Annotated in this window: 18 protein-coding genes; 5 read left to right on the forward strand and 13 right to left on the reverse strand. The window is 53.8% G+C overall.

Translation table 11 applies throughout. The features are described from left to right. Positions 1–35: 35 nt before the first annotated feature. From INT20_RS01855 to INT20_RS01890, 9 genes are all read right to left on the reverse strand, one after another. Positions 36–434 carry a hypothetical protein gene (locus tag INT20_RS01855; protein ID WP_193056337.1) on the reverse strand — a complete coding sequence of 133 codons (399 nt, stop codon included), beginning with the start codon at positions 432–434 and terminating at the stop codon, positions 36–38. Between the two features lie 171 nt (positions 435–605). Then, positions 606–1,028, reverse strand: a complete 423-nt coding sequence (locus tag INT20_RS18355; protein ID WP_407647865.1) for a hypothetical protein — start codon at positions 1,026–1,028, stop codon at positions 606–608. A gap of 111 nt (positions 1,029–1,139) precedes the next feature. Then, positions 1,140–4,409, reverse strand: coding sequence for a type I restriction endonuclease subunit R (locus tag INT20_RS01865; RefSeq protein ID WP_193056338.1), 3,270 nt, complete (start codon positions 4,407–4,409; stop codon positions 1,140–1,142). Then, on the reverse strand, positions 4,402–5,091 hold the full coding sequence (locus tag INT20_RS01870) for a nucleotidyl transferase AbiEii/AbiGii toxin family protein (RefSeq protein ID WP_226911989.1): 690 nt from the start codon (positions 5,089–5,091) through the stop codon (positions 4,402–4,404). Before INT20_RS01870 ends, INT20_RS01865 begins: the two co-directional genes overlap by 8 nt. Positions 5,092–5,116: 25 nt before the next feature. Next, positions 5,117–5,308: a hypothetical protein gene (locus INT20_RS18015; RefSeq protein WP_226911990.1), complete on the reverse strand. Its 192-nt coding sequence runs from the start codon at positions 5,306–5,308 to the stop codon at positions 5,117–5,119. A 47-nt stretch (positions 5,309–5,355) separates the two neighbouring features. Continuing rightward, entirely contained in the window at positions 5,356–5,976 is a 621-nt protein-coding gene (locus tag INT20_RS01875) for a type IV toxin-antitoxin system AbiEi family antitoxin domain-containing protein (RefSeq protein WP_226911991.1), read from the reverse strand. Positions 5,977–6,030: 54 nt separating this feature from the next. Further along, positions 6,031–7,392: a restriction endonuclease subunit S gene (locus INT20_RS01880; RefSeq protein ID WP_193056339.1), complete on the reverse strand. Its 1,362-nt coding sequence runs from the start codon at positions 7,390–7,392 to the stop codon at positions 6,031–6,033. Then, positions 7,389–9,497, reverse strand: a complete 2,109-nt coding sequence (locus INT20_RS01885) for a type I restriction-modification system subunit M (protein ID WP_193056340.1) — start codon at positions 9,495–9,497, stop codon at positions 7,389–7,391. The genes INT20_RS01880 and INT20_RS01885 overlap by 4 nt, the downstream gene beginning before the upstream one ends. A 158-nt stretch (positions 9,498–9,655) precedes the next feature. Then, the gene (locus tag INT20_RS01890) at positions 9,656–11,569 is read right to left on the reverse strand and encodes a DNA topoisomerase III (RefSeq protein WP_193056341.1); all 1,914 of its coding nucleotides are present in this window, start codon (positions 11,567–11,569) and stop codon (positions 9,656–9,658) included. 84 nt (positions 11,570–11,653) lie between these two features. On the opposite strand from INT20_RS01890, the gene INT20_RS01895 reads away from it, so the two are divergent. Together INT20_RS01895 and INT20_RS01900 are read left to right on the forward strand one after the other, a co-directional pair. Further along, positions 11,654–12,901, forward strand: a complete 1,248-nt coding sequence (locus INT20_RS01895) for an ABC1 kinase family protein (protein WP_193056342.1) — start codon at positions 11,654–11,656, stop codon at positions 12,899–12,901. A gap of 71 nt (positions 12,902–12,972) precedes the next feature. Beyond that, positions 12,973–14,793, forward strand: coding sequence for an SEC-C domain-containing protein (locus INT20_RS01900; protein ID WP_193056343.1), 1,821 nt, complete (start codon positions 12,973–12,975; stop codon positions 14,791–14,793). Positions 14,794–14,834: 41 nt separating this feature from the next. On the opposite strand, the gene INT20_RS01905 is transcribed toward INT20_RS01900, so the two are convergent. After that, complete coding sequence (locus INT20_RS01905) at positions 14,835–16,196, reverse strand: AmpG family muropeptide MFS transporter (protein ID WP_193056344.1); 1,362 nt, start codon at positions 16,194–16,196, stop codon at positions 14,835–14,837. A 96-nt stretch (positions 16,197–16,292) separates the two neighbouring features. Here INT20_RS01905 and INT20_RS01910 point away from each other — a divergent pair, with 96 nt between their 5' ends. Further along, positions 16,293–16,811, forward strand: a complete 519-nt coding sequence (locus INT20_RS01910) for an FKBP-type peptidyl-prolyl cis-trans isomerase (RefSeq protein ID WP_193054389.1) — start codon at positions 16,293–16,295, stop codon at positions 16,809–16,811. 466 nt (positions 16,812–17,277) lie between these two features. Here INT20_RS01910 and INT20_RS01915 read toward each other — a convergent pair whose 3' ends face one another. Further along, positions 17,278–19,014 carry a proline--tRNA ligase gene (locus INT20_RS01915; RefSeq protein WP_193056345.1) on the reverse strand — a complete coding sequence of 579 codons (1,737 nt, stop codon included), beginning with the start codon at positions 19,012–19,014 and terminating at the stop codon, positions 17,278–17,280. Between the two features lie 236 nt (positions 19,015–19,250). On the opposite strand from INT20_RS01915, the gene INT20_RS01920 reads away from it, so the two are divergent. Next, complete coding sequence (locus tag INT20_RS01920; RefSeq protein WP_087105633.1) at positions 19,251–19,685, forward strand: hypothetical protein; 435 nt, start codon at positions 19,251–19,253, stop codon at positions 19,683–19,685. A 113-nt stretch (positions 19,686–19,798) separates the two neighbouring features. Here INT20_RS01920 and INT20_RS01925 read toward each other — a convergent pair whose 3' ends face one another. Further along, positions 19,799–21,010 (reverse strand): benzoate/H(+) symporter BenE family transporter, encoded by a 1,212-nt coding sequence (locus tag INT20_RS01925; RefSeq protein WP_193056346.1) that lies wholly within the window; start codon positions 21,008–21,010, stop codon positions 19,799–19,801. Positions 21,011–21,265: 255 nt separating this feature from the next. On the opposite strand from INT20_RS01925, the gene INT20_RS01930 reads away from it, so the two are divergent. Continuing rightward, on the forward strand, positions 21,266–21,853 hold the full coding sequence (locus INT20_RS01930) for a helix-turn-helix domain-containing protein (protein ID WP_193056347.1): 588 nt from the start codon (positions 21,266–21,268) through the stop codon (positions 21,851–21,853). Here the strand turns inward: INT20_RS01930 and nfo are convergent. Continuing rightward, positions 21,823–22,683, reverse strand: a complete 861-nt coding sequence (nfo, locus tag INT20_RS01935) for a deoxyribonuclease IV (RefSeq protein ID WP_193056348.1) — start codon at positions 22,681–22,683, stop codon at positions 21,823–21,825. The two genes, INT20_RS01930 and nfo, sit on opposite strands and share 31 nt — an antisense overlap. Positions 22,684–22,696: the final 13 nt, after the last annotated feature.

Here is a 22,696-nt window from a genome sequence, read left to right on the forward strand (position 1 = left end):
TGAGAAGGTTGCCACTAGGGCTTGCTGTTAACGGCTTATTCGGGCGAATCGGACGTGCTGCCCTGAGATTCACCGTCTTCCCGGCGCCCGCTGTCGTCGGCACCCAGCGGTTCATCCGGCAAAAGTGCTTCCTCGCGCTCAGGTGTCTCGGTTTCGTAGGTGGACCCAGCATCGGGCTGAGAGTCCGACGTCTGGAACATGGCATCGCCCCGGGATTGACCACCACCGGTGGTCTCATCCTCCTGATCCATATTCGCCCCGGTAATGCCGCTGGTGGTACCCGCCGTGCCGGTATCTATATTCGGCTTCTCGGGCATGGCGTTGGGAAGTACGCCGCTTTCATTCTGAGGCGCTGCTGGTTCGGAGGCCTGAAGCGTGATGGCGGCGCCAGTGCTTAGCAAGGCAACAAGGAGGGGGAGCGTGCGTCGAATCATGCTTGAACTCCTCGAATGAGCTAAGTCGAATGGGTCAAGGCCTCTGCCGCTGAGCGATCCATGCTGGCTACTATTTAAGGGCAGCGATGCCGTATCTACCTTCTGTATAGACAGTCGCGCCGCTTGGCGCAAGAATATGGGTTAAGAGGTGTTCATCCCGTCATCGTTATTCTACTTCTTACTCCCACTGGTACTTTTTCTCTTTGTATAGCTCTTTTTTGGCTTGCTCGTAAGCTTTGCCGGGCTACCCGCTGCACCCTGAGCCGTTTGCAAACTCTGCCTGAGCTTTCCCGCGTCGCTTTGATGAAGCAGGGCGCGAAGGTCTTCCAGCAGGGCCTGCTGAAAAGCGCCCGCACCATCCTGCTGTTCTGAAATGGCCCGCAGGCGCTGCTCCCAAAGGGCGGTGCGTTCCGGCGTGCTGACGGCGCTGGGTAGGGCGGTAAATTGGGCTGCTAGGATTTGATTAAGCACCCAATCGTCCTTGAAATAGCTGTGGGGTAAGGGGAGCGAGAAAACAGCTATTTTGTACACAATGTTGAACTGAATAGTGCTCGTATAGGCACCGTTATTTTCGTATATCACCAGCAAGAACAAAGCGACATTCTTTGATAATAGCCATGAACCCGATACTTGGTGATATCTGAACGACAGCAGTTAAAACTAAGCACTCGGTCTTAGCCGAGCACACTTGATTTTAAAGAGTCGTTAAGCAACCCATTTTCGTCCGCTCGCCGCGAATTCAACGACCAATTCGAACACATTATCGCACTTCTCTTTAAACGCCACCCGGTCATAACTCTCCGGTAAATCTTTATCGAGAACTTCTTCAATTGCTGCTTTTACTGCTCGTTGTGTTTGGCCGTCCTTCCACCAATCCTGAACCAAAACTTTGGGATAGCCTTCAAGCAGCCGAATGATTAAATCTTTGGCTGCCAACTTGACTTTCTGCTCCTCGGCTTTGGTCAGTTTGTCTTTCTTTAAAAGGTCATAGAGCTCAAGTTCTGCCTCCGTCAGCCCTTCACGAGTGTGGCGCTCGGCTTCATCTGTCAAGTTACCGACGTATTTCACTAAGTCTTCATAATACGCATCTGCTGAAGAACTACCGGCATTGTATTGATCGATGATTTCCTGAAGGCGTTGGGCAAAGTCTGTTCGGGTGTGGTTTTGCTCCAGAAGCTGCTGCAACTTGTCTTCAATAAATGCCCGAAGCTCTGCGATCTCAATGTGCTTGTATTCCGTCTTTTTGAAATCTTCCCGTAGCTTGTCGTAGTTGATTTTGCTTAAATCCCAGCCTTGTCCTTTCTGGACAAGTTCGTATTCCGCTCCGTGTTCCTTGATATTGAACGCTTCTGCGTTATCAACCACCACACTCTCATCGAGAAGCTCAGAGATCTTCTGACTGATCTCGTCAATATCCGCCTTTTCCACCAAAGCATCGACGACACCACGAAGATACTGGATAGCCGCAATCCTCTGGTTATCATGTTGTTGGAAAACCTCTGGTTTACACGCCTCATAAAGGGCGGTCACTGTGTTCTCATAGACATTGAACTGCTTGCGCCATTCTTCATTGCTCAGCAACGTATCCGCCGCGTGAGAGAAGAAGCTTATATTTTTAAAGGTATCCTGTTTCTCAAATACTGAGGCCAGCTCAATATCCCGCTCTCTGCAGAATTCTAGCGTTTGGGCAACGGCATCATCCAGCAATTTAAACAGCTCTGACTTTTCCTGAACTGGCGGCTCATCGCCATCCGCCCCCTGCGCGTAGTCTTTTAGTGCTTTGCGCATGTTGCGGAAAACATTGTAGTAATCGACGATTTCGCCACTTTTCTTTTCTACTAGATCACCGCTGTGGCCTTTAATTCGGCAGGATGCCACACGGTTGGCTCGGGCAATTGTCTGCATCAGACTGTGGCCCTTCATGGGTTTATCCAGGTAGAGTGTTGAGACGGTAGGTGTGTCAAACCCGGTTAGCCACATGGCACACACAAACACCAGTTGAAGGGGATGTTCCGGATCTTTGAAGTTGTACTCCACATCGTGCATTTGTGCATCAAGCTGATCTAGCCGCTTGATGTGAGGCTTGATATTAAGTCCCTGTTTCTCGAATTTTTCTTCGTCTGCTTTCGGGTCACTGATCACCACGGCCATTTCGACCGTTTTCATGTAATCCCGGATCTTTTTGAAGCGGGCTTTCTCCACTTCGTTGGTCGATTCTTTGATCAGTTTCAGCAGGCGCTTTTGTTCATCCTTCCAGTGCTGCTGCACTTTGTCGTACATACGCACGGCGGTGAATTTGTCCAGAGTGACCACCATACCTTTGCCGAGATAACCACGGCGGGGGAAGTGATAAACGATATCCTTGGCGATGGTATCTAGACGATCGTTCCGTTTGATGACTTCCAATTCGCGGGCATACTTTTTTTCCAGCTTTTCCTGCTGGGCTTCGTCAAGGTTCTCGTCTTCCAGCAATTCATAGAACTCGTCGCCCAGATCGTCATTCTGGATGAGCACTTTCGGTACGCGTTTTTCGTAGAACAACGGCACCGTGGCGTTATCCTCCATCGCTTGCTGGAAGTTATACTCGGACACGTAATCGCCAAACCAGTTATTGGTTTTGCGATCACGGCCCAGCAATGGCGTACCGGTAAAGGCCAGGAAGTGGGCACCTCTCAGGCCCGCACGCATATTCTCTGCCAAGTTCTTGTATTGGGTACGGTGGGCTTCATCCACCATCACAATGATTTCACGATTTTCCTTATCCGGATCGAACAGCCGTGGGTATTTGTGGCCCTTGTCATACCGGAACTTCTGAATCAGGGTAAAAACGACCTTCTTGTTCTGCCCCAGAAACTTGCGCATTTCCTCGGCATTGGCCGGCTGGGCGGCATCCTCTTTGCGAACCGTCTCAGTATTGAGGAAATTGCGGTAAATCTGTCCATCCAGGTCCTGCCGGTCGGTCACCACCACAAAGCTGAAGTTGCCGGTAGCCTTGCGGAAAATCTTGCGGGCATAGAAGATCATTGAAAAGCTCTTGCCCGAGCCCTGGGTATGCCAGAAGACGCCCAGTTTGCCGTCATGCTCCCGGCGATTTTGGAACCGCTCAAAGGCGTTATTGACGCCCAGAAACTGATGGTTTTGGGCGATAATCTTGGTTTCGCCCTTATGGAACAATATGAAGTTCTCGATATAGTCCAACATTCGCGAAGGCTCGCAAAGACCGTTCACCGCTTGCTCCAGGCTTGTGGCCTGTTCGGTAATTTTCTTGCGATCTATCGCTTCATTTTCGCTTTTTACCCGGAACCAGTTGAAAAAGTGTTCCCAGCCAGCCGTGAAGCTACCCATCCGAGTTTCCAGTGCATTGGAAAGAATACAAAAAGCGTTGCAATGAAAGAGCTGGGGGATATCGTGACGATAGCTGCGAAGGTTATCCTCGAAAGCATTGCGGAGCTTTACGTTAGAGTTTTTCAGCTCCACAAACACCAACGGCAAGCCATTGATATAAAGGATTACGTCCGGGCGACGGTATGCAGATTTTGGTGCCTGGCCTACCGATTTAACCCATAGCTGGGAGACCGCCAACCAATGGTTCTGCTTTGGGTCATCAAAGTGAACAAGGCGAACTTTTTCGTACTGCTTAATACCTTGCTCATCATCAAACTGGACGGGGACGCCGTCCCGAATCAGGTCGTATAGCTCACGGTTTGCAGCAATTGGTGACATGGCTGTGCGTCGATTCATCACCCGTTCAATGGCGTCATCAATGTTGCGTTCTGGAATGGTTGGGTTCAGTGCCACGCAGGCTTCTTTCAGCTGCACTGGGAGTATCACATCACGTTTATCAGTGCGCTGGGAGCCATCGTTCAGGTTTTCCGGCTTTGCGGTATAGCAATCCAGTACATCAAAACCGTGGATATGCTGAAGGCGCTGTAATAACGCCTGTTCAAGATTGTCTTCTGAAATAAAGCTAGCCATCGACCTGCCGACTCCATGGTCCGGGTGGGTGCCAAATTTTCTGCACGGGGTCGGCGGCTGTTTTCTCTATGATGGGAGCAAGAAATTCCAACACCGCTGCGACAACCTCCGAAAACGCCTCCGGCATATGGTCTTGGCCCAGACGCTTACGGAAAGCCTGCCATTGTGGCTGCTTGCTGTCCATAAAAGCGGTAGAAAAAGGATTGGTTTCAGGGAGTTCCGTATCTCGGTGAGCAAAGGTTCTTGTTACAGCGCCAGTCAGGTCCGAAAGCGTGAAAGAGTGCTGCCGTGAAAGTATCCAAATATCGTAAAAGTCTTTCATACGGCTGTTTAATTCGCCAAGGTGGACCATCGCCTGAAATTTCTCAGCAATGGATGATTCCGGTGTGTAACAGAGAATTTTGTCGGTGGGGAAGTCTAGTAGGCCAGGAAAGGTCTGCCAGGAAGGCAGCGGGAAAATAATGTCGCCAAAGCCAATATCCAATTGCATTGGAATTTTGGCGTTGCCTAGAAACCCTGTAAACGTCACCCTAATCCCTTGATAGTCGGCGTCTTCGGTAATGGTTTCGGCTTTCAACGTATTTGAATCAAACGATAAACCATCATCCATAACGCCCGTGGCCAGTACATCACTCACTTGGGCCAGAATAGCCTCTGGGCGATTGCTTGTTTGGCCCAGCATATCGATATCACGCGTCGGTCGAATATCAGGCCCCCTGCATAACCCATAGCAGCAGGGCACCCTTAAGGGTAAAACTGCGGTTATGAGTCGATTGGCTAAGCCGGTAAAGAAAACGCTCCATGGCGTAGTACTGCAGTAACTCCTGAAAAGGGCGTTTTTCTTCTCGTGATTTATTCAGCAACCTCTGGCGAACAGATACAGCGATGTTTTTGGCCACCGTGGACTCCTGTCATTTTGTTGGTTTCGTTGACTGCGTGATTCCATTCAAAGCTTGGCCTCTACATAGGGTGCCATCACCTTCGCAACGCGGCAGATTTTGGCGTATTCCATCAGCTTTCCAGGCCGGAACGTTTTACGTGTGCGGTAGAGCTCAAGAGCCTCCAGCACCACGTCCATGCCGATGCGGTTACGGAACTTGAAGCAGTCCGCCAGAGTTTTCTCGGGGTTATAGACCTGCAGCGTGATGCCGTCTATGCCTACTTGCTCGATGCCTTCGATGAATGCCGACCCTGAGAACTGGTAACCGGCCACCGGCGGATAATCCAGGACCGGCAGGCGGGCATCCCGCTTCACCGCCAGATGCACCTGAAGGGGAATCTGCGTGGTAATGCCATGCCAGTCCAGCGCGGAAATCAAGCAAAGCACCGCATTAGGAAAACGGGTAGCGGCGGCCACCAGATCCGGATTTTCGATGGCCGGAAGATCCGCCATTCGGTATAGACCACGGCTGATCGGCTCAATCAGCCCTTCATCCCGGAGCCGATAGAACTGGTACCGACTATAGCCCTGGGCCAGCGCTTCGCTCAGGCGGAGCTGGCCGCCGTGCTGGCGGAACAGGGTTTGGAGCTGTGCCCGGGATAGCCAGGCGGAACCGGGGTCAGACAAACCGTCACCACTTATTGATATCTGGTGACAGTTTGTCTGATTAGCGTTGAGGGTTCAAGCGGCGGCTTCGTCGGCGCTGTGTGACTGGTCGCTTTGCATGGAGGGCGGAAACTCAATATCCAGATTTTCCACGGAAAGTTTGCCTGAAATCAGTCGGGGAAGGAGTTGGCTCTTCGTCTGTTCTAGCTTCAAATTAACCATTGCCAAATAATCTAGCTGAGCAATAATCGGCTCAACTACTTCATCAAAACCCTTGGGAATCGACTTTTCGGGGACAAGCACAAGTTGGTTATCGAGGAAACTCTCAAACTGATAATTACTGATTCCAGTCGACTGAACCTGATAGATGCCAACCAAGTCCTGTTCATAGAAGAGTTTTAAGAAATACTTCATGAAAAGAGGCGACACTTTTTCTCTATCGAATCGAATGTGCTTGCAAAAACTGGCACAAATTATATCGTTGTCAAAAACAGACAGCATTCCTCGGGTTAGCATCAAGTTGCGACCTAGCAACTGATCTTTACTCCCGCCAGAGGCTTCAAAAACGAAATCATGTTCCTGCATCCTGCGGCTTTTCAGATTTGAGGGTTTGTGAAACCGGAATTTTTTTGGACTGAAATCACCAGAGGCAAGTTTGGGTATATCTGTCCCTCTAATGACGTAAGCACCTTCCGAAAAGACAGCACCTTGCTCGTCTTCTCCCCAGCCACCTCCAATATAGTGGGTAACCAAATCTCTAAATTTTCGGTATTCCCAACCTTTTGGGCTACCTTTCTCAAACTCAGCCTCTTGCCACCCCGGAAACCGGAACCGCACAAACCACTCGCGGTAGATTTCCTCGGCCATGTTTTCCAGCAGGGTGATACGGCGTTTATTGTTTTTGATCAGATCGTCGTAGGCAGAGAGCAATCCCACGATCTTATTTTGAATATCCAGTGGCGGAACCGGGACGTTTATTAGTTTCACAATGTCCTGATTCAAGGAGGCCATGGTCGCCCCGAATGCACACACGGCCATCATCCAATCCTGATGAGCTTTCGTTCGGAAAAAATAAGAAATGAATTTAGGATTTATCCTGAGTGAGTTGAATCTCAACCTCAGACAGTCAGAGCCCTGATACCAGCCTTCCTGTGCTTCAGTGATTAACCCATGCCTTTCTACAGCCCCTTTCCGACCGAACACAATGTCGTTATGTAGCAACCTATGGGAAGACAACTTCTCCGCAATCCTGTCGTCAATAAACTCCAGGTTTTCTGAGCGGATATCGCCAAAGCCTACATTTCTAACATTGATTACCGGGTACCCTTCAGCAGAGTAATCACTGGCTTTTAACTGTGTGCCAAAAGGGCCAGTTTGAATTTTAGCTTCACCGGAATTGATCAATTCACCTATTTTGATCATGGGGAAATCAATCATTTGCTCTCAACCAACGTCGACATATTTTTACTGATTAAAGAGGCGAGAGCCTCTGCATAGGAATTTAATGACGTAAGCTCATCATTCAAGTCTTCTATTCCTGTCAGAAATTCTTCCTCAGTTTTCCCATCCTCCTCAATCACAACCCCCACATACCGCCCCGGATTCAGCGAATAATCCTGCTCTTTCACTTCCTCCGGCGTTGCTAGCTTGCAAAGTCCCGTCACATCCTCGTACTCAGCGTTCGGGAAACGCTCCTGGAGCCAGTGGATATGCTGGTAATAGGTTTCCGAGCTGCGAACTTCCTTGTGCAGCTCTTCCAACGCCTCTTTCAGGCGGCGGGCGTAGCGGTCTGTGGTGGTGCGTTTGCCGGCTTGTCTGGCTCCTTCGGCTTTGGCCTTTTCGTGCTGGCGGACCACTTTGTCCAGTTGTTTTAGGCCGGTGTGGAGTTGCTGGAAGAAGGGACCGAATTTTGCTCTCAGTTCCTGCTGGTTGCGGTTGGCGGATTCGATGGCCTCCGCGCCGGTCAGGTGCAGGTCGGCGGTTTCTATGTAGGTATTGCTGGCTTCCTGCAGAACTTTGAGGCCCTGCCACTGACTGATCAGTTCTCCCACAGCCTGCTTGCCCTGCGTGTCATCCAGTACTTCGAGCAATTGCTCGCATACCGGCCCGACCTTTTCTTGGTTGGCCTTAAGCTGTTTCATGCCGTCGAGGAAATAGCTGTGCACCAGCCGAATAAAGTCCGCCCGCTTGCCCTTATGCAGTTTGCTGATAATGGCGATGTTTTGGACCTGTTCTTCGCTGAACTCCCGGTGAGCACGGTCGATCTGGGTGAAGATATTGCGGGCGTCAATAAACAGGATACGGTTATCCTGCTTGTTCTTATCAAAGAACCAGAGGGTAGCTGGCAAGGTGACCGTGTAGAACATATTGGACGGCAGGGTGAGCATGCCGTAGATCAAGTTATTCTCGATCAAAGTTTGACGAATGTGCGCCTCACTGTGACGGGCATCAGAGGCGGAGTTGGCCATGACCAGCGCCGCCCGGCCACTATCCGTGGTGTTGTTTTTCAGGGAAGTGGCGAACAGGTTGATCCACAAATAGTTGGCGTTGGGGACAGTTTCCTTTCCCTTTTCACTCGCTTTGGCCTTGGTTTTCTTGCGCGGCAGACCGTAGGTGTTGAAGCGTGAATCATCTTCTACCGTTGCAAGAGGCACATCGTCCACATTGAACGGTGGATTGGCCATCACAAAATCGAATTTTCCGAAGCCACTAAAGGGGTCTTCCGAATAACTGTTGGCTTGACGGATCTCGCCCCGCAGGCCGTTGACTGCCAGGTTCATCTTGGCCAGCTTGACGGTGTCTAGGGTTTTTTCCTGGCCGTAAACATAAAGCTGATCTTCGTTGTGAGCCTCGCCTCGTTCGTCCAGACTTTTGCGGCGGCGCTCCACAAACTGCTGAGACTGTACGAACATCCCGGCAGACCCGCAGGCTGGATCGTATACCGTGCCATGATGGGGCTCGATGATTTCCACCATCAGCTTGACCACTGAGGTGGGTGTGAAAAACTCACCGCCTTTCTGGCCTTCGCTCAAGGCGAATCTACCCAGGAAAAACTCGTAGATTTTGCCGAAGATATCGCCGCTGGCATCCTGCGGTATATCTGAAAAACTCTTCAGTAGCTCACCCAGCAAACTATTGCTGGTACGGGTAAGAGCAACGTACTCGTCCTTTGGGAGAATGCCATCCAACTCGGGCTTATACTCCTCGATCGCCTCCATTGCCTGTTTGATCTTTTTGGCAAGATCCTCGCTTTCCGGGAGACCAAGCAAATAGCTGTACCGCGCGTGGTCCGGTAGGTAAAAACCGCATTTTTGAATCGCTATATCGGAAATCGATTTCTCACGTCGGGTACCCAGGAGCGCCGCATGCTCTTTGGCAATGGTCTTTGCAGCTTGTTCGTATTTGTTGTCGGCAAATTTCAGGAAGATCAACCCGAGCACCGGGGTGGCATATTCGCTCGACTTGAGATCCGAGTTGGCACGCAAATTGTCGGCGGCGGACCAGAGGTCATCTTCAAGCTGTTTAAGTTGATCAGCATTCATGGCGTGCGTGAACTTCCTATACGGGCGATAACAAAATTGGGGCCTGACTCTAATAAAAAAAACGGGGGGATGACAGGCTTTATTGAAAGAAGGTGCCTTCTAGGCGTGATGGGGCCGTGTTTCACTAACTCGCTGGCGTAGCCATAGTTCAACCCCGGTCAGCGTTGTTTGGCAGGTTTGCGTTTTACATAGCTGGCGCGTTTGGTTTTAGTGCTTTTCCTTGGCTTTGCCGGGCCTCCCGCTGCACCTTGGGCCGTTTGTAAACTCTGCCTGAGCTTTCTCGCATCGCTTTGATTAAGCAGGGCGCGAAGGTCTTCCAGCAGGGCCTGCTGAAAAGCGCCCGCATCATCCTGTTGTTCGGAGATAGCCCGCAGGCGCTGTTCCCAAAGGGCGGTGCGTTCCGGCGTGCTGACGGCGCTGGGTAGAGCGGCGATTAACGCGCTCCCCAGTTTGGTGGCACGTAGGGCTTTTTGTTGGCGCACCAGGTAGCCGCGCTGTACCAGGGTTTCGATGATACCGGCGCGGGTGGCTTCGGTACCCAGGCCATCGGTGTCCCGTAAGGTCTTGCGAACGTTCGGGTCATCCACGTAGCGGCCGATGTTCATCATCGCCTTGATTAGGCTGGCATCGGTAAACGGCTCGGGTGGGCGGGTTTCCTTTTCCTCTACGCCTGCACCCAGCGCTTTGCAGTGTTCATTTTGGGTAAGCGATGGCAGCGGCGGCGCTTCTTCTTTTGTAGTGAAGAGCGGTTTCCAGCCAGGGTCGAGAATGCTTTGACCGCGGGCACGGAACGCCTCGTTTAACAGGGTGAACTCGGCTTTCACTTCAAAGGTGCGCAAAGGGCGATAGAACTGGGCCATGACGTTTCGCACCACCAACCGAAACACGTGGCCTTCGGTGGCCGAGAGCTGGCTGAAATCAGCAGGCTTTCCGGTGGGTGCCAAGGCGTGGTGGGCACCCACCTGCTTGTCGTTCCACGCCTTTGAGCGCAGCGAGAAATCGGCACCATTCAGCCATTGACTGAGCGTGTCATCATTTTGGCAGGCGCCGGTTAAGCTGCGCTGGGCAAGGGCCAAGTGCTCTTCGGGCAGATAGCGACAGTCGGAGCGTGGGTAGGTGATCAGCTTGTGCTGCTCGTAAAGGCGCTGGCAAATATCCAGCACCATCTGTGCGGAAAGCCCAAAACGTCGGGCGGCATCTACCTGAAGTGCGGAAAGCGAGTAGGGCAGCGGCGGCGCCTGACGTTTTTCCTGCTGGTCGAGCTTGGTGAGCTGGCCGGTAGCCCCCGGCAATTGGGCGGCCAGCGCATCGGCCGGCGTGCGATCAATCAAGCGGCCTTGATCATCCAGCGGCTGGTGTTCCTTGGGTGCCCACCAAGCGCGTAGCTGACCTTTTTCAACCTGTAAGTCCACCCAGAGCGGATAGAACGGGTGCGGCCTGAAATCTCGAATGGCGTTATCGCGGCGCACAATCAGCCCGAGTACCGGTGTTTGCACACGGCCAACGGAAAGTACACCATCGTGGCCCGCCTGGCGGCCGGTGAGCGTCCAGGCACGGGTCAAGTTGATGCCATACAGCCAGTCAGCGCGTGAACGCGCTTGCGCTGCCTGAAAAAGTGGCTGGAACTCCTGATTGGAGCGCAGTTTGGCGAGGGCGCGACTGACCGCTGGGCGGTTCAAATCGCTGATTAACAGACGTTGAACCGGGCCGCGGTACTTCAGGTGCTCGATCACTTCCTGCACCAGTAGCTGGCCTTCTCGATCCGGATCGCCAGCATGAACAACATCAGTGGCCTGCTTGATTAACTTGCGAATCACCGCTAGCTGCCCACGCGCTTTATAACGCGGTGCCAACTTCCAGGTGCCGGGCACGATGGGCAAACGGTCCAGCCGCCACTGTTTATCGGCGGGGTCGTAGGCCTCAGGTGGGGACTGCTCAAGCAGGTGGCCCAAACACCAGGTTACGGTGGTATCACCGCACACAATAGCGCCTTCCTGGCGTTTGGAGCTTCCCGGCAGCGCTTCAGCAATGGCCCGGGCAAGGCTGGGTTTTTCGGCAATAATCAAGCGCATGCGAAGCGTGGCCTTAATGTCTGTTCGAAATGCGCCTATGGTAACAGTAGCGGTGACTTATAGGGCAGGGCAGTGGGGATTGATATGCGCGAACGCGGTAGAACACGCAGGTTAGTGGGCCTGGGTGCACGCACTGGTGGTGCGCTGCTTAAAACGCGCTTGGGCGGCCAGGCGGATTGGCGTGCGTTAGGTGAGGCGCTGTTTGAAGGGCTTTCCGAGCTTAAAGGCCCGGCAATGAAGCTTGCTCAAATGATGTCGCAGTGGGATGACCTGCTGCCGCCCGATTTAGCCGATGAGCTGGCGCGCTTGCAGCGTCAGGCAGAGCCGATGCCTTGGTCGCGTATCCATGAAGCCTTGGTGCTTCAGTACGGCGATATCCATGAGTATTTTACCGAAATTGAAGAGCGGCCTTTTGCCAGCGCTTCCATGGGCCAGGTGCACAAAGCGGTCACCCTTGAAGGCGAAACGGTGGTGCTGAAAGTGCAGTACCCCGGCTTGGCGGATGTACTGGAAAGTGATTTAAAACAGGTGCGACGCATTATCGGGTTGGGCCGTTGGTTCAAGGTGCCTCAGGCGCGCCTGGATGCGCTGTTTGAAGAGCTGGCGGCGGGGCTTCGCGACGAGCTGGATTATCAGGCGGAAGCAAATGCCCTGGCGCGGTACCGAGAGCGCTACCAGAGTGATTCTCGAATCATCATACCCAAGCCGCTGTTTGAGCTTTCGGGCCAACATGTTCTGGCCATGTCTTACGTGCCCGGTACGCCGCTACGTGAGCTGGAAGGCGCCGATGATACAGTGCGCCAGAAGGTGGCCACTACGCTTGCCGACTGGATTACCCAGGAACTGTTTACCCACGGCGAGCTGCATGCCGACCCGCATGCCGGCAATTTCGCGGCAGATGAGCACGGTCGGCTGATTATTTACGATTTTGGCGCTGTGATTGCGGTGCCCGAAGCGCGAATTGAGGCGATGATGCAATTGCTCAGCGCCACGCTTGATCACGACCCCATGGCCATGGATGACGCACTCGTCAACTTGGGTGGCCGTCAAGGTCAAGGCGCACCGCTGGCGCTCTACCGCGAGGCTGCGGAAAGTATTTCTCCACTGTTTGAACCGGGGGAGCAGGATTTCAGCGATGTGCGCGTGCACCGCCGCCTGCGTGAGCTGTCGCCCAAAGTGTGGGCGGCGATGGACCGTTTGCAGCCTCCCGCGGATACGCTGCTTCTCTCGCGAGCATTGAATGGCCACTACTGGAATCTGGTGCGTTTAAAAGCGCGGCTGGATATGCACGCACGGACTGCGCCGTTGCTTGAGCGCCCAAGCCACCTATAAGCAGTTCACCGCTGCGGCCATGCCCACCTTCATGGTAAGCTATTGCGCTTTTAAACACAGTGGAGACGGCAATGCTAGCGGTATGGGTCGATCAGCTGCTGGGATTTGCCTCCGGGGCACTCTCGGCAATCAGGCAGCAAGAACACTATCCCGACTTTATGACCTGGGTGCGCGATGAAGGCGCCAAGTCATTTAACGGTGATGTCGCCACCGCCCAGGCGCTGGCCCCTATTTTATGGTCACAAACGCCGTTGGCCAGGCTGGATTTTGCCAGTGAGCCGCTGGCGACGCCAGGGCGTAACGAGGCTTGCTGGTGTGACTCTGGGCGCAAGTATAAGCAGTGCTGTTATCGCGTTGATTTCCCCACCGACATTCCAGAGCAGATGATGTGGATGTTGTCGCTGCGTGAATGGAAGGGTGCCACGCTGAAGTCTGCGTTGGAGAGCCGCCAAGCGCCGCCCCAAGCACTGCTGGAAGCGGGGCTTATTGCCGCCGAAAGCGGCCAAACGGGCCGGGCGATGCAGATTCTGGAGTCACTGTTTGATGGTAGTGACTGGTCGCGGCTGCCAGAGCAAGCCGAGCCTGCCTTTGAAATCCTGCTGGATATCTATCAGGAGCGTGGCTTTACCCGCAAACGGGCAGACCTTCTGGATGAAGTGATGGAGCGTGGGCCGCTGTTTTTACGCGGTGTTGCCCTTGAACGGCTCTGCTTAATGCATTTGGATAATGATGATTTGGACAGCGCCCGAGCAGCCTTTGTCAAAGCTCAGCAGGCCCTGCCTGATTCGCCCACGCTTGCGTATATTGAGGCGATGTTGCTGCTTCATGAAGGCCATGAAGAAGAAGCCAAAGCGCGGGCTAATTTCTGGTATCGGCGCTTGGTGCGCCAGGGGGATCTTGACGAAGAGCAGTTGGATTTTCTTGCGGCACTTGCTGATAACCCCGGGGCGACGCTTGCGGATCAGCTGTTAAGCGCGGAAGAGGATCTGGCCACGCCGCTGGTATCCTTGCAAACACTGCTTGCTGTCCTTCCGACAGCGCCCAAACTTGATATTAGCAGCGACCCGGAAAGCGGCCATTTGCAGTATATGACCACCGCCCGTGAAGCGACCTTGTTCGCCGCTTGGCATGAGCAGTTCCAGGTAATGGTCGATGAAGAGGTGGCCTTGGGCTTTCGCGATGACCCGTGGGGCAATGCAGAGGAGTGGATGTCAGCGCTCTGCGCGCACCCTGAGTGGCTGGATGCGCCTCAGGTCGTTCAGGATGTCACTCTCGCGCTTACCAGCCGTTTTGGAAGCCTTCCGTGGATGGCGCCAACCCTGCTGGAGCCACTGGCGGTGCGTCTTTCACGCTGGCTGGAACAAGCCCGAGCCGCAGGCAACGGCAGCCTGTGCTGGGATGATGCTGACAATGCCATGCTGCTGCGTACAGGGTTGGCGCTAGTGGTCGGCATGGAGCGCGGCGCACGCCAGCATTCACGCGAGCTAGCTGAAGAGTTGTTAGCCATCGACCAGGAAGATAGCCTGGGTCTTAAAGAGTTGGTGCTTGACCAGCTACTGCGCGATGACCGCAACCAGGAAGCGCTGGCACTCACTGAGGAGTCGGAAGACGATGATGGCTCACTGGTGCTGGGGTTACTCATGGGGCGCACGTTGGCGCTTTACCGCTTAAACGAGCATGAGGCAGCCGAACGGGCGCTTGGCGACGTCACCGCGCATAATCGTCATGCGCTTGAGATGATCTGTGCGGAAAAACCGCGCCCAGCGACCCCCTATGCCGATGGCCAAGTGGAGCCAGGTTCACGTGCTGAGGCGTGGCAGTACCGTACGCTGATGCGTGATCAGTGGCGTACCACGCCAGGTGCGCTTGAGTGGCTGGATAGCCACCGCTAACCCTCTTCTTATGTACGCAAGCTTACTCTTCCCGCAGCCGCTCAGCGCGGCTGTGGGGTGGGCACCAGCTGCTTGTCGCGGCTAATCCAGATAGCTAGCAGAATGGCGGGTAACCCCAGCAACGTAGCAACGATAAAGAACGTGACATACCCTTGGGCGCTAACCACTAGCCCGCCAAAGCCGCTTAAAAACTTCCCCGGTAGCGTCATCAATGATGAAAACAACGCGTACTGCGTTGCCGTATATGCACGCGATGTGAGCGTAGAGAGAAACGCAATAAACACGGCGCTTGCCAATCCATTGGCCAGGTTATCGCCGATGATGGTGACCACCAGCATGGGGACCTGATTGTCGATCAATGCAAGTACCGAGAACAGCAAATTGGTGAAGGTGGCGGCAACGGCCCCCAGTATCAGCACCGGCCCAATACCGTAACGTGCGACCAGTAACCCGCCCAGAAGACCGCCGCCAATACTCATGGCAATACCGAAGATATTGGTCACATTGGCAATCGTTGCCAGTGAAAAGCCAAGGTCGATATAGAGCGGGTTAGCCATCGACGCCATGGCAAGATCGCTTATTCTAAACACTGCAATGAACACTAGAATGCCCAGCGCTTTTACCCCATAACGACGAAAGAAATCGGTAAAGGGGCATACGATGGCGCCGATAAACCAAGCGCCCATGCGGCGTAGCACTTTAGGTTGGCCACGGCTAGCGCGAATAAACGCACGTACTTTGGGTTCATGAATTAACTGCACCGAGAGCGACGCCCGCTTGGGCTCGGGGCGAATCAGCACGGTGAGGACACCCACGCCGACGAGCGCCGCCATGGTTAAGTAGGCCACGTCCCAGGAAATGGCTGACGCTACATAGAGCGCCCCGGCGCCTGCGGCCAGCAGGCCACCCCGGTAGCCGATAATGTAGGTAGATGCCATGGCGGCCTGGACGTCGTCATCGGCGGACTCAATGCGGTAGGCATCAATCGCTATATCCTGGGTAGCTGAGCCAAACGCCACCAGCAGCGCAAACGCGGCTACCACGCCAAGGTTACCTTGGGGATTAACGCCTGCAAGACCCACAAGCCCCGCTGCAATCATCGCTTGGGCCAGCAGCATCCAGCCTCGCCGCTGCCCGAACATGCGCGTGAGGACCGGCAGGGCGAGCCTGTCTACCACGGGCGCCCAGAAAAACTTGATCGAGTAGAGCATTCCTATCCACGCGAAAAAGCCGATGGCGGCGACGTCAATCCCGTCGCTGCGTAGCCAGGCCGACAGCGTAGAAAAAACCAGTAAGAACGGTAAGCCCGCGGAAAACCCCAGAAACAGCATGGTAATAACAGGTGCCCGAAAGTAAATCGCCAGCGCGGCTAGCCAGCTACGCCGGGGTAAAGGGGTGGGCATATCGTTCAACTCCAGAAAAGACGTTGGCTTGAGCCAAGTGATAAACTGCATCAATGTTTATGACAATGTTGATAGCTTACCGGAGAGGAGTTTTCCATGTCGATCACGGCACATCAGGTCGTTACGTTGCACTATGTGCTTAGCGATGTTTTAAGCGATAACAGTGAGCAGGTATTGGATGATTCACGCGCCCGCAATAAGCCCCTTGAGTATCTGCATGGCCACGACAATATCGTGCCTGGGCTTGAGCGCGCATTAGCTGGCCTAAAGGCCGGTGATGAAGTAACAGTGATGCTTTTACCTGAAGAGGCCTATGGCCTGCGCAATGAAGGCCTGGTACAGGAAGTCGGCCGTGGCTCGTTTGGTAACGCTGACTTAACGCCGGGCAGCCGCTTTCAAACCGAGGGCGAGGCCGGGCCGCAAATTGTAACGGTAGTGAGCGTGGCAGGAGACCGAGTTACCGTAGATACCAATCATCCGTTGGCAGGGCGTACGCTGAGCTACCAGGTAAACATTCTGGAGCAGCGTGAAGCAACGCGGGCGGAACTGGCAAAAGGGCATCCGCTTCCACCGGGAACCGAGCATGCCAAGGTAGAGGATCGTAAAGTGCTTTAAGTTGAGCTGCGTTAAGCGCGTCTCAGCGTGGGTGTTTAAGGGCTGTATTAAAATGATTTAAAAAGGTTCGTGGCACCTTCTTAAAATTTGACCCAGGTCAGAGACTGATAGACTGCGGCTCGATAAGATGATGACCAGTTAGCGCACAGAAGCCGCTTTAGGCTGGGGAGTCCCAAGCGGTGTGTCAGTGACAAAAATGCGAGTATTGTCACTCATTTTCTTGGTTAGTAGGCGCGTGGCGACGCCCGTTATTGATGCAGCATGCCACGCAAGCAAACGCCTGCTAAGCCTTGCGTCAGGGGAGGGGGTTTACTTTAAGAAGTAAGCTTCCTTTTTACCGGCCCACTGGGCCGGTTTTTTTTGTCTGCGAGATAGCGATGAGTACGTACAAGCGTTGCTAAGCCTGTGCGGTTGAAGTCGAGGATCGCCGCCGTGTTGAAACACGGCGGCGGGACGAGATGCTGCTTTACTGAGCCGTGGGGTGTGCGCTGGCTTTTTCGAGCAGAAAATCGACAATGTCATCTGCTAGAATCATGGTCGCTTCACTGTCACGGCGGCCCTTGTATTCAAGCTCGCCGTTATCCAGGCTACGGTCGCCAATTACCAAACGATGAGGAACGCCCATCAGTTCCAAATCAGCAAACTTAACGCCTGGCCGTGTATCGCGGTCATCAAGCAGTACATCCAGGCCTGCAGCTGTTAACGCTTGGTAAAGACGCTCTGATTCTTCGCGAACGCGCTGGGATTTATGCGCATTCATGGGCACTAGCGCGACCTGGAAAGGTGCAATCGCGTTAGGCCAAATAATACCGGACTCGTCGTGGTTTTGTTCAATCGCTGCCGCCACTACACGAGTAATGCCAATGCCGTAACAGCCCATCCACGGATGGCTGGTTTTGCCGTTGTCGCCCAGCACGCTCGCATTCATGGCTTCAGAGTATTTTTGACCCAGCTGGAACACGTGGCCGACTTCAATACCGCGCTTGATCGACAGCGTGCCTTCACCATCCGGTGACGGGTCGCCTTCAACCACTTTACGTAAATCGGCGACCTGGGGCAGGGCAACGTCGCGCTCCCAGTTAATGCCAAAGTAGTGCTTGCCATCAATGTTCGCGCCCGCGCCAAAGTCACTCATCAAGGCAACGCTGCGGTCAATGATGACCGGCATTTTAAGGCCGATAGGACCTAGTGAGCCAGGCCCCGCGCCTACAGCAGCACGAATTTCTTCTTCGTTTGCCATGGTGAGCGGCGTCGCTACCTGGGGAAGGTTTTCTGCCTTGACTTCATTAAGCTCGTGGTCGCCGCGCACCAACAGCGTAATCAATCCGCCTTCAGCAGCATGAACCATCAATGTTTTTACGGTTTTTTCGATAGGCAGCTTAAACTGCTCAACCAGTGCTGCGATGGTTTTGGCGTTGGGCGTCTCTACAACGCGCATTTCTTCACTGGGCGCTGCGCGCTGTACATCGCTACCTAACGGTGCCGGTAAGGCTTCGGCTTTTTCCATGTTGGCGGCGTAGTCAGAGGCATTCGAGAACACGATATCGTCTTCGCCGGAGCTTGCCAGTACATGGAATTCGTGAGAACCGGTGCCGCCGATAGAGCCGTTATCCGCAATCACCGGGCGGAAGTCCAGCCCCAAACGGGTAAAAATTCGCGTGTAGGCGTCGTACATGGTCTGGTACGTCTCTTGCAGCGACGCTTCATCCAAATGGAAAGAGTAGGCATCTTTCATGATGAACTCGCGCGAGCGCATCACTCCAAAGCGTGGGCGGATCTCATCACGGAATTTGGTTTGGATCTGGTAGAAGTTAATCGGCAGCTGCTTATAGCTTGCTATCTCTTTGCGCACCAGGTCCGTAATGACTTCCTCATGGGTCGGGCCTACGCAGTAGTCACGATCATGGCGGTCTTTTACGCGTAGTAATTCAGGGCCGTACTGCTCCCAGCGACCAGACTCCTGCCATAGTTCTGCCGGCTGAACGGCGGGCATCAGTACTTCTTGGCCACCGGCACGGTTCATTTCTTCGCGAACAATCGCTTCTACTTTACGCAGTGTACGCAGACCCAGTGGGAGCCAGGTGTACAGGCCAGAGGTCAGGCGGCGAATCATCCCGGCACGCAACATCAACTGATGGCTAATGACTTCGGCGTCGGCCGGGGTTTCTTTTAACGTAGCGATTAATAATTGGCTGGCGCGCATGGGAGATAGCATTCCTTGATAGTATAAAAGCCGCTGGTTTAGCGTTGAATGAGGCTATTGTACGGCTTAGCGGTTAGCGCGGCAAAATACTGCCATCAGCATGCCCGTCATCCAGGGGGCTGTTTGTGTTAATATGAACGCGTTTTCACATGTGCTCGCGGGCAGTTTTTCTGTAAAGCTATCTTTTAAAGCTACCTTTTTGCCTGCGCGCTGTTTTAAATTTTGAGAGAATCTTGATGAAGCAAACTGTACGCCGTTGGTTATCGGGAGCCGTTGTGGGCGCCTCCATTATTGCATTGACTGGTTGCGGCACCCTGTTTCATCCAGAGCGGAAAGGCCAATTAAGCGGCCAAATTGACCCGGTGGTGGCCATTGCCAACGGTGTGGGTCTTCTGTTTTTCATTGTTCCCGGTGTTATTGCCTACGCGGTCGACTTTTCAAATGGCACGATCTACCTGCCCAGTAATAACAGCGCTTCTGTCGATGTTCTACACCTTGATCGTGACTTAAACTTGGCATCACTTGAAAAGTTGTTGTCCGACAAGGCGGGCCAGCCGGTTAGCCTGGAAAGCGAGCTGGTAATGATTGAAGAAATGAGTAACCTTGAAGAAGCGCTGGCAATGGTGCGGATGTCGGGTGTGATGGATGAAGAGCGTCTGGCGACGATGTAACGTTTAAAGCCCTGCATCAACAAACCTTCATTGAAAAAACGAGATCCCAGGGCTGTACTGTAAGCCTGCTTGGGGATCTCGTTTTTTATTGGTTGTTGGTTATTAATGATTAGTTATTGGTTGGGCGCCGTCAGCTTTAAGGTGATTAAACCCGCGATTAACCCCCAAAATGGCCCCGCAATACCCAATAGCGTAATGCCTGAACCGGTCAACAAGAAAGTGACGATGGCGGCATCACGGTGTCGGCTATCGGCAAAGGCACTGGCTAGCCCGCCTGCCAGTGTGCCAAGCAGTGCGATACCCGCCAGGGCAATCACCAGTGCGCTGGGTAGGGCGTTAAACACGCCGGTCACCGTCGCGCCAAAAATCCCCATAATGGTATAAAAAATGCCAGCGGCCATGCCTGCCGTGTAGCGGCGACGTGGATCAGCGTGGGCATCAGGGCCTATGCAGACAGCGGCACTGATCGCCGCCATATTGAGCGCAAAGCCACCAAATGGCGCAAGCAGCAGGCTTGCGCCGCCTGTCCAACTGATAAGCGGTGAGCTGTCAGGTTGATAGCCTGCCGCGCGTAAAACCGCCACGCCCGGTAGATTTTGGGTCGCCATGGTAATGATAAAAAGTGGAATGCCCACGCCAATCAGGGTCGTTAAGGAGAATGCCGGCGCAGTAAAAACGGGCATGGCCGGAGTCAATGGAATATCGTTTAAATTGATTTGCCCTTGCACAAATGCAAGCCCTAGCCCGGTGACGAGCACGCCGGGTACCGCAAGGGTGGGCCATAAGCGACGGCCTGCTATCCAGGCGGCCAGCATAACGAGTGGGATTAGCCACTGTGTCTCGATAACGTTAAACAGCCCCAGCCCAAAGCGCAGCAGAATGCCAGCCAACATGGCGGCTGCTATCGCGCCTGGTATATAGCGCATTAAGCGATCAAACAGCCCTGTTACGCCGCATAGCGTAATAAGCAGCGATGAGAATAGAAAAGCGCCAATAGCTTCATCAAGTGGAATACCCGGCAAACTAGTGGCCAGAAAGGCGGCGCCTGGCGTCGACCAGGCGGTTAGCATCGGCATGCGGTAACGCAGCGAAAGCCCGAAGGAGGTAACGCCCATGCCAATTCCCAGCGCCCAGAGCCAGGAACTGATTTGCGCTGCGGATGCGCCGCTAGCCTCTGCGGCTTGAAAAATAATCGCCGCTGAACTGGTATAGCCAATGACGACGGCAACAAACCCAGCCGTCACCGTTGATAGGCTAACGTCCCGCCAGGCCGAGTAGTGTGGCCGTGGCGAGGTGGCATGCTCTTCGCTGGATGGCGCCTCCATGGTATCTCCTCGCTAACGCTTATTATTAAATGTGCGTTATAGCGCACAGTTGTGTAGGCTACCACCGTGCGCTATAGCGCACAACGCCATTAAGAAGGCCTTACTCTAAAGAGATATGCGCCGTTTAAGGAACTCTTACTCATGAACTTGAGCGGCGATACGTGGCTAAAAAAAGCAACAGAACATGCCGGCCCGAAGGGCTGGCGAAGTGAAAGTAATCAGTAAACTTCTTTTATGGCGTTAAAGGGGAGACCTATGGCGAGTGAAGTTCACACCATTGCTGAACATATAGCCAGCACGGTTAAGCAGTTACGCAATAAACAGGGCTGGAGCCTGGACCGCACAGCGGCTGAAACAGGCGTAAGCAAAGCCATGTTAGGGCAAATCGAGCGTGGTGAGTCGAGCCCGACCGTATCAACGCTGTGGAAAATCGCCAGTGGCTTTCGAGTGTCGTTTTCTACCCTATTCGACAGCCAAAAACCGGTTCAGGGCGAGCTGCGCCGGGATAGCGGAGAGTCGGTATGGGGAGATGACAGTGCAGGCATGCAGGCACGGCTGATTTTCCCTTATGATCCATTGTTGGGCTTTGAAATGTTCATGATTGAGCTGGCGCCCGGTGCGATCAGCGAGTCAGCGCCGCATGCCGAGGGCGTGGTAGAACATATTGTGGTGGTTGAAGGGGAGATGGAGCTGCGCATTGATGACCGTTGGCAAACGCTAAAGGTAGGCGAGGGGCTGCGCTTTTTTGCTGACCGCCCCCACGCAATGCGCAATGCCACGGCCACGCGCTTACGCTTTCATGATGTGATTCACTATTTGCCGGGTGCGGCTTCTTCTGCTTGAGTGCGCAGCCAGCTGATTTCTTCAGGCCAGATATCAGGCTCTACGGTTTCTAAAATCATCGGGATCCCATCAATGCGGGCATCCTGCATGATGGTGGTAAAGGCAGGCAGGCCAATATTGCCTTTTCCTAAACTGTGGTGGCGGTCAACCCGGCTGGCAAACGCACTTTTGGCATCGTTTAAATGCATACCGCGCAGATACTCAAAGCCTACGATGCTGCCAAGCTCATTTAAGGTTGCCTGTGTCGCTTCGGCGGTTCGTAAGTCATACCCCGCCGCAAACGCATGGCAGGTATCGATACATACGCCAACGCGTGACTTGTCATCGACATGGCGAATGATTTCCGCCAAGTGCTCGAAGTGCCAGCCAAGGTTAGTGCCTTGCCCTGCGGTATTCTCGATAACGGCCGTTACGCCTTGGGTATGCACCAGCGCTTCGTTAACCGATTCCGCAATACGTTTTAAGCAATCCGTCTCGCTGATTTTGTTTAGATGGCTGCCGGGGTGAAAGTTAAGTAGCGTCAGGCCTAGTTGTTCGCAGCGCTGCATTTCATCCAAAAAAGCCGCACGGGATTTCTCAAGCCCCTCGGCTTCCGGGTGCCCCAGGTTAATCAGGTAGCTATCGTGGGGAAGAATTTGCTCTGGGCCAAAGCCATGCTGGCGACAAGCGGCTTTAAAAGCCTCAATTGCCTTATCGGTTAACGGCTTGCCTTTCCACTGGCGCTGGTTTTTAGTGAATAGCGCAAAGGCATTAGCGCCTATTTCCACCGCACGTTGCACGGCCTGGTCGGCTCCGCCCGCTGCGCTAACGTGTGCACCTATGTATTTCATGAACCCCCCTTGT

Source organism: Halomonas citrativorans (assembly GCF_014898005.1).
GTDB classification, from domain to species: Bacteria; Pseudomonadota; Gammaproteobacteria; order Pseudomonadales; family Halomonadaceae; genus Vreelandella; species Vreelandella citrativorans.

Coding starts and splice junctions, on each gene's coding strand:
- INT20_RS01855 (WP_193056337.1), bottom strand. CDS start 434: ATGATTCGACGCACGCTCCCCCTCCTTGTTGCCTTGCTAAGCACTGGC.
- INT20_RS01865 (WP_193056338.1), bottom strand. CDS start 4,409: ATGGCTAGCTTTATTTCAGAAGACAATCTTGAACAGGCGTTATTACAG.
- INT20_RS01870 (WP_226911989.1), bottom strand. CDS start 5,091: ATGCTGGGCCAAACAAGCAATCGCCCAGAGGCTATTCTGGCCCAAGTG.
- INT20_RS01880 (WP_193056339.1), bottom strand. CDS start 7,392: ATGATTGATTTCCCCATGATCAAAATAGGTGAATTGATCAATTCCGGT.
- INT20_RS01885 (WP_193056340.1), bottom strand. CDS start 9,497: ATGAATGCTGATCAACTTAAACAGCTTGAAGATGACCTCTGGTCCGCC.
- INT20_RS01890 (WP_193056341.1), bottom strand. CDS start 11,569: ATGCGCTTGATTATTGCCGAAAAACCCAGCCTTGCCCGGGCCATTGCT.
- INT20_RS01895 (WP_193056342.1), top strand. CDS start 11,654: ATGCGCGAACGCGGTAGAACACGCAGGTTAGTGGGCCTGGGTGCACGC.
- INT20_RS01900 (WP_193056343.1), top strand. CDS start 12,973: ATGCTAGCGGTATGGGTCGATCAGCTGCTGGGATTTGCCTCCGGGGCA.
- INT20_RS01905 (WP_193056344.1), bottom strand. CDS start 16,196: ATGCCCACCCCTTTACCCCGGCGTAGCTGGCTAGCCGCGCTGGCGATT.
- INT20_RS01910 (WP_193054389.1), top strand. CDS start 16,293: ATGTCGATCACGGCACATCAGGTCGTTACGTTGCACTATGTGCTTAGC.
- INT20_RS01915 (WP_193056345.1), bottom strand. CDS start 19,014: ATGCGCGCCAGCCAATTATTAATCGCTACGTTAAAAGAAACCCCGGCC.
- INT20_RS01920 (WP_087105633.1), top strand. CDS start 19,251: ATGAAGCAAACTGTACGCCGTTGGTTATCGGGAGCCGTTGTGGGCGCC.
- INT20_RS01925 (WP_193056346.1), bottom strand. CDS start 21,010: ATGGAGGCGCCATCCAGCGAAGAGCATGCCACCTCGCCACGGCCACAC.
- INT20_RS01930 (WP_193056347.1), top strand. CDS start 21,266: ATGGCGAGTGAAGTTCACACCATTGCTGAACATATAGCCAGCACGGTT.
- nfo (WP_193056348.1), bottom strand. CDS start 22,683: ATGAAATACATAGGTGCACACGTTAGCGCAGCGGGCGGAGCCGACCAG.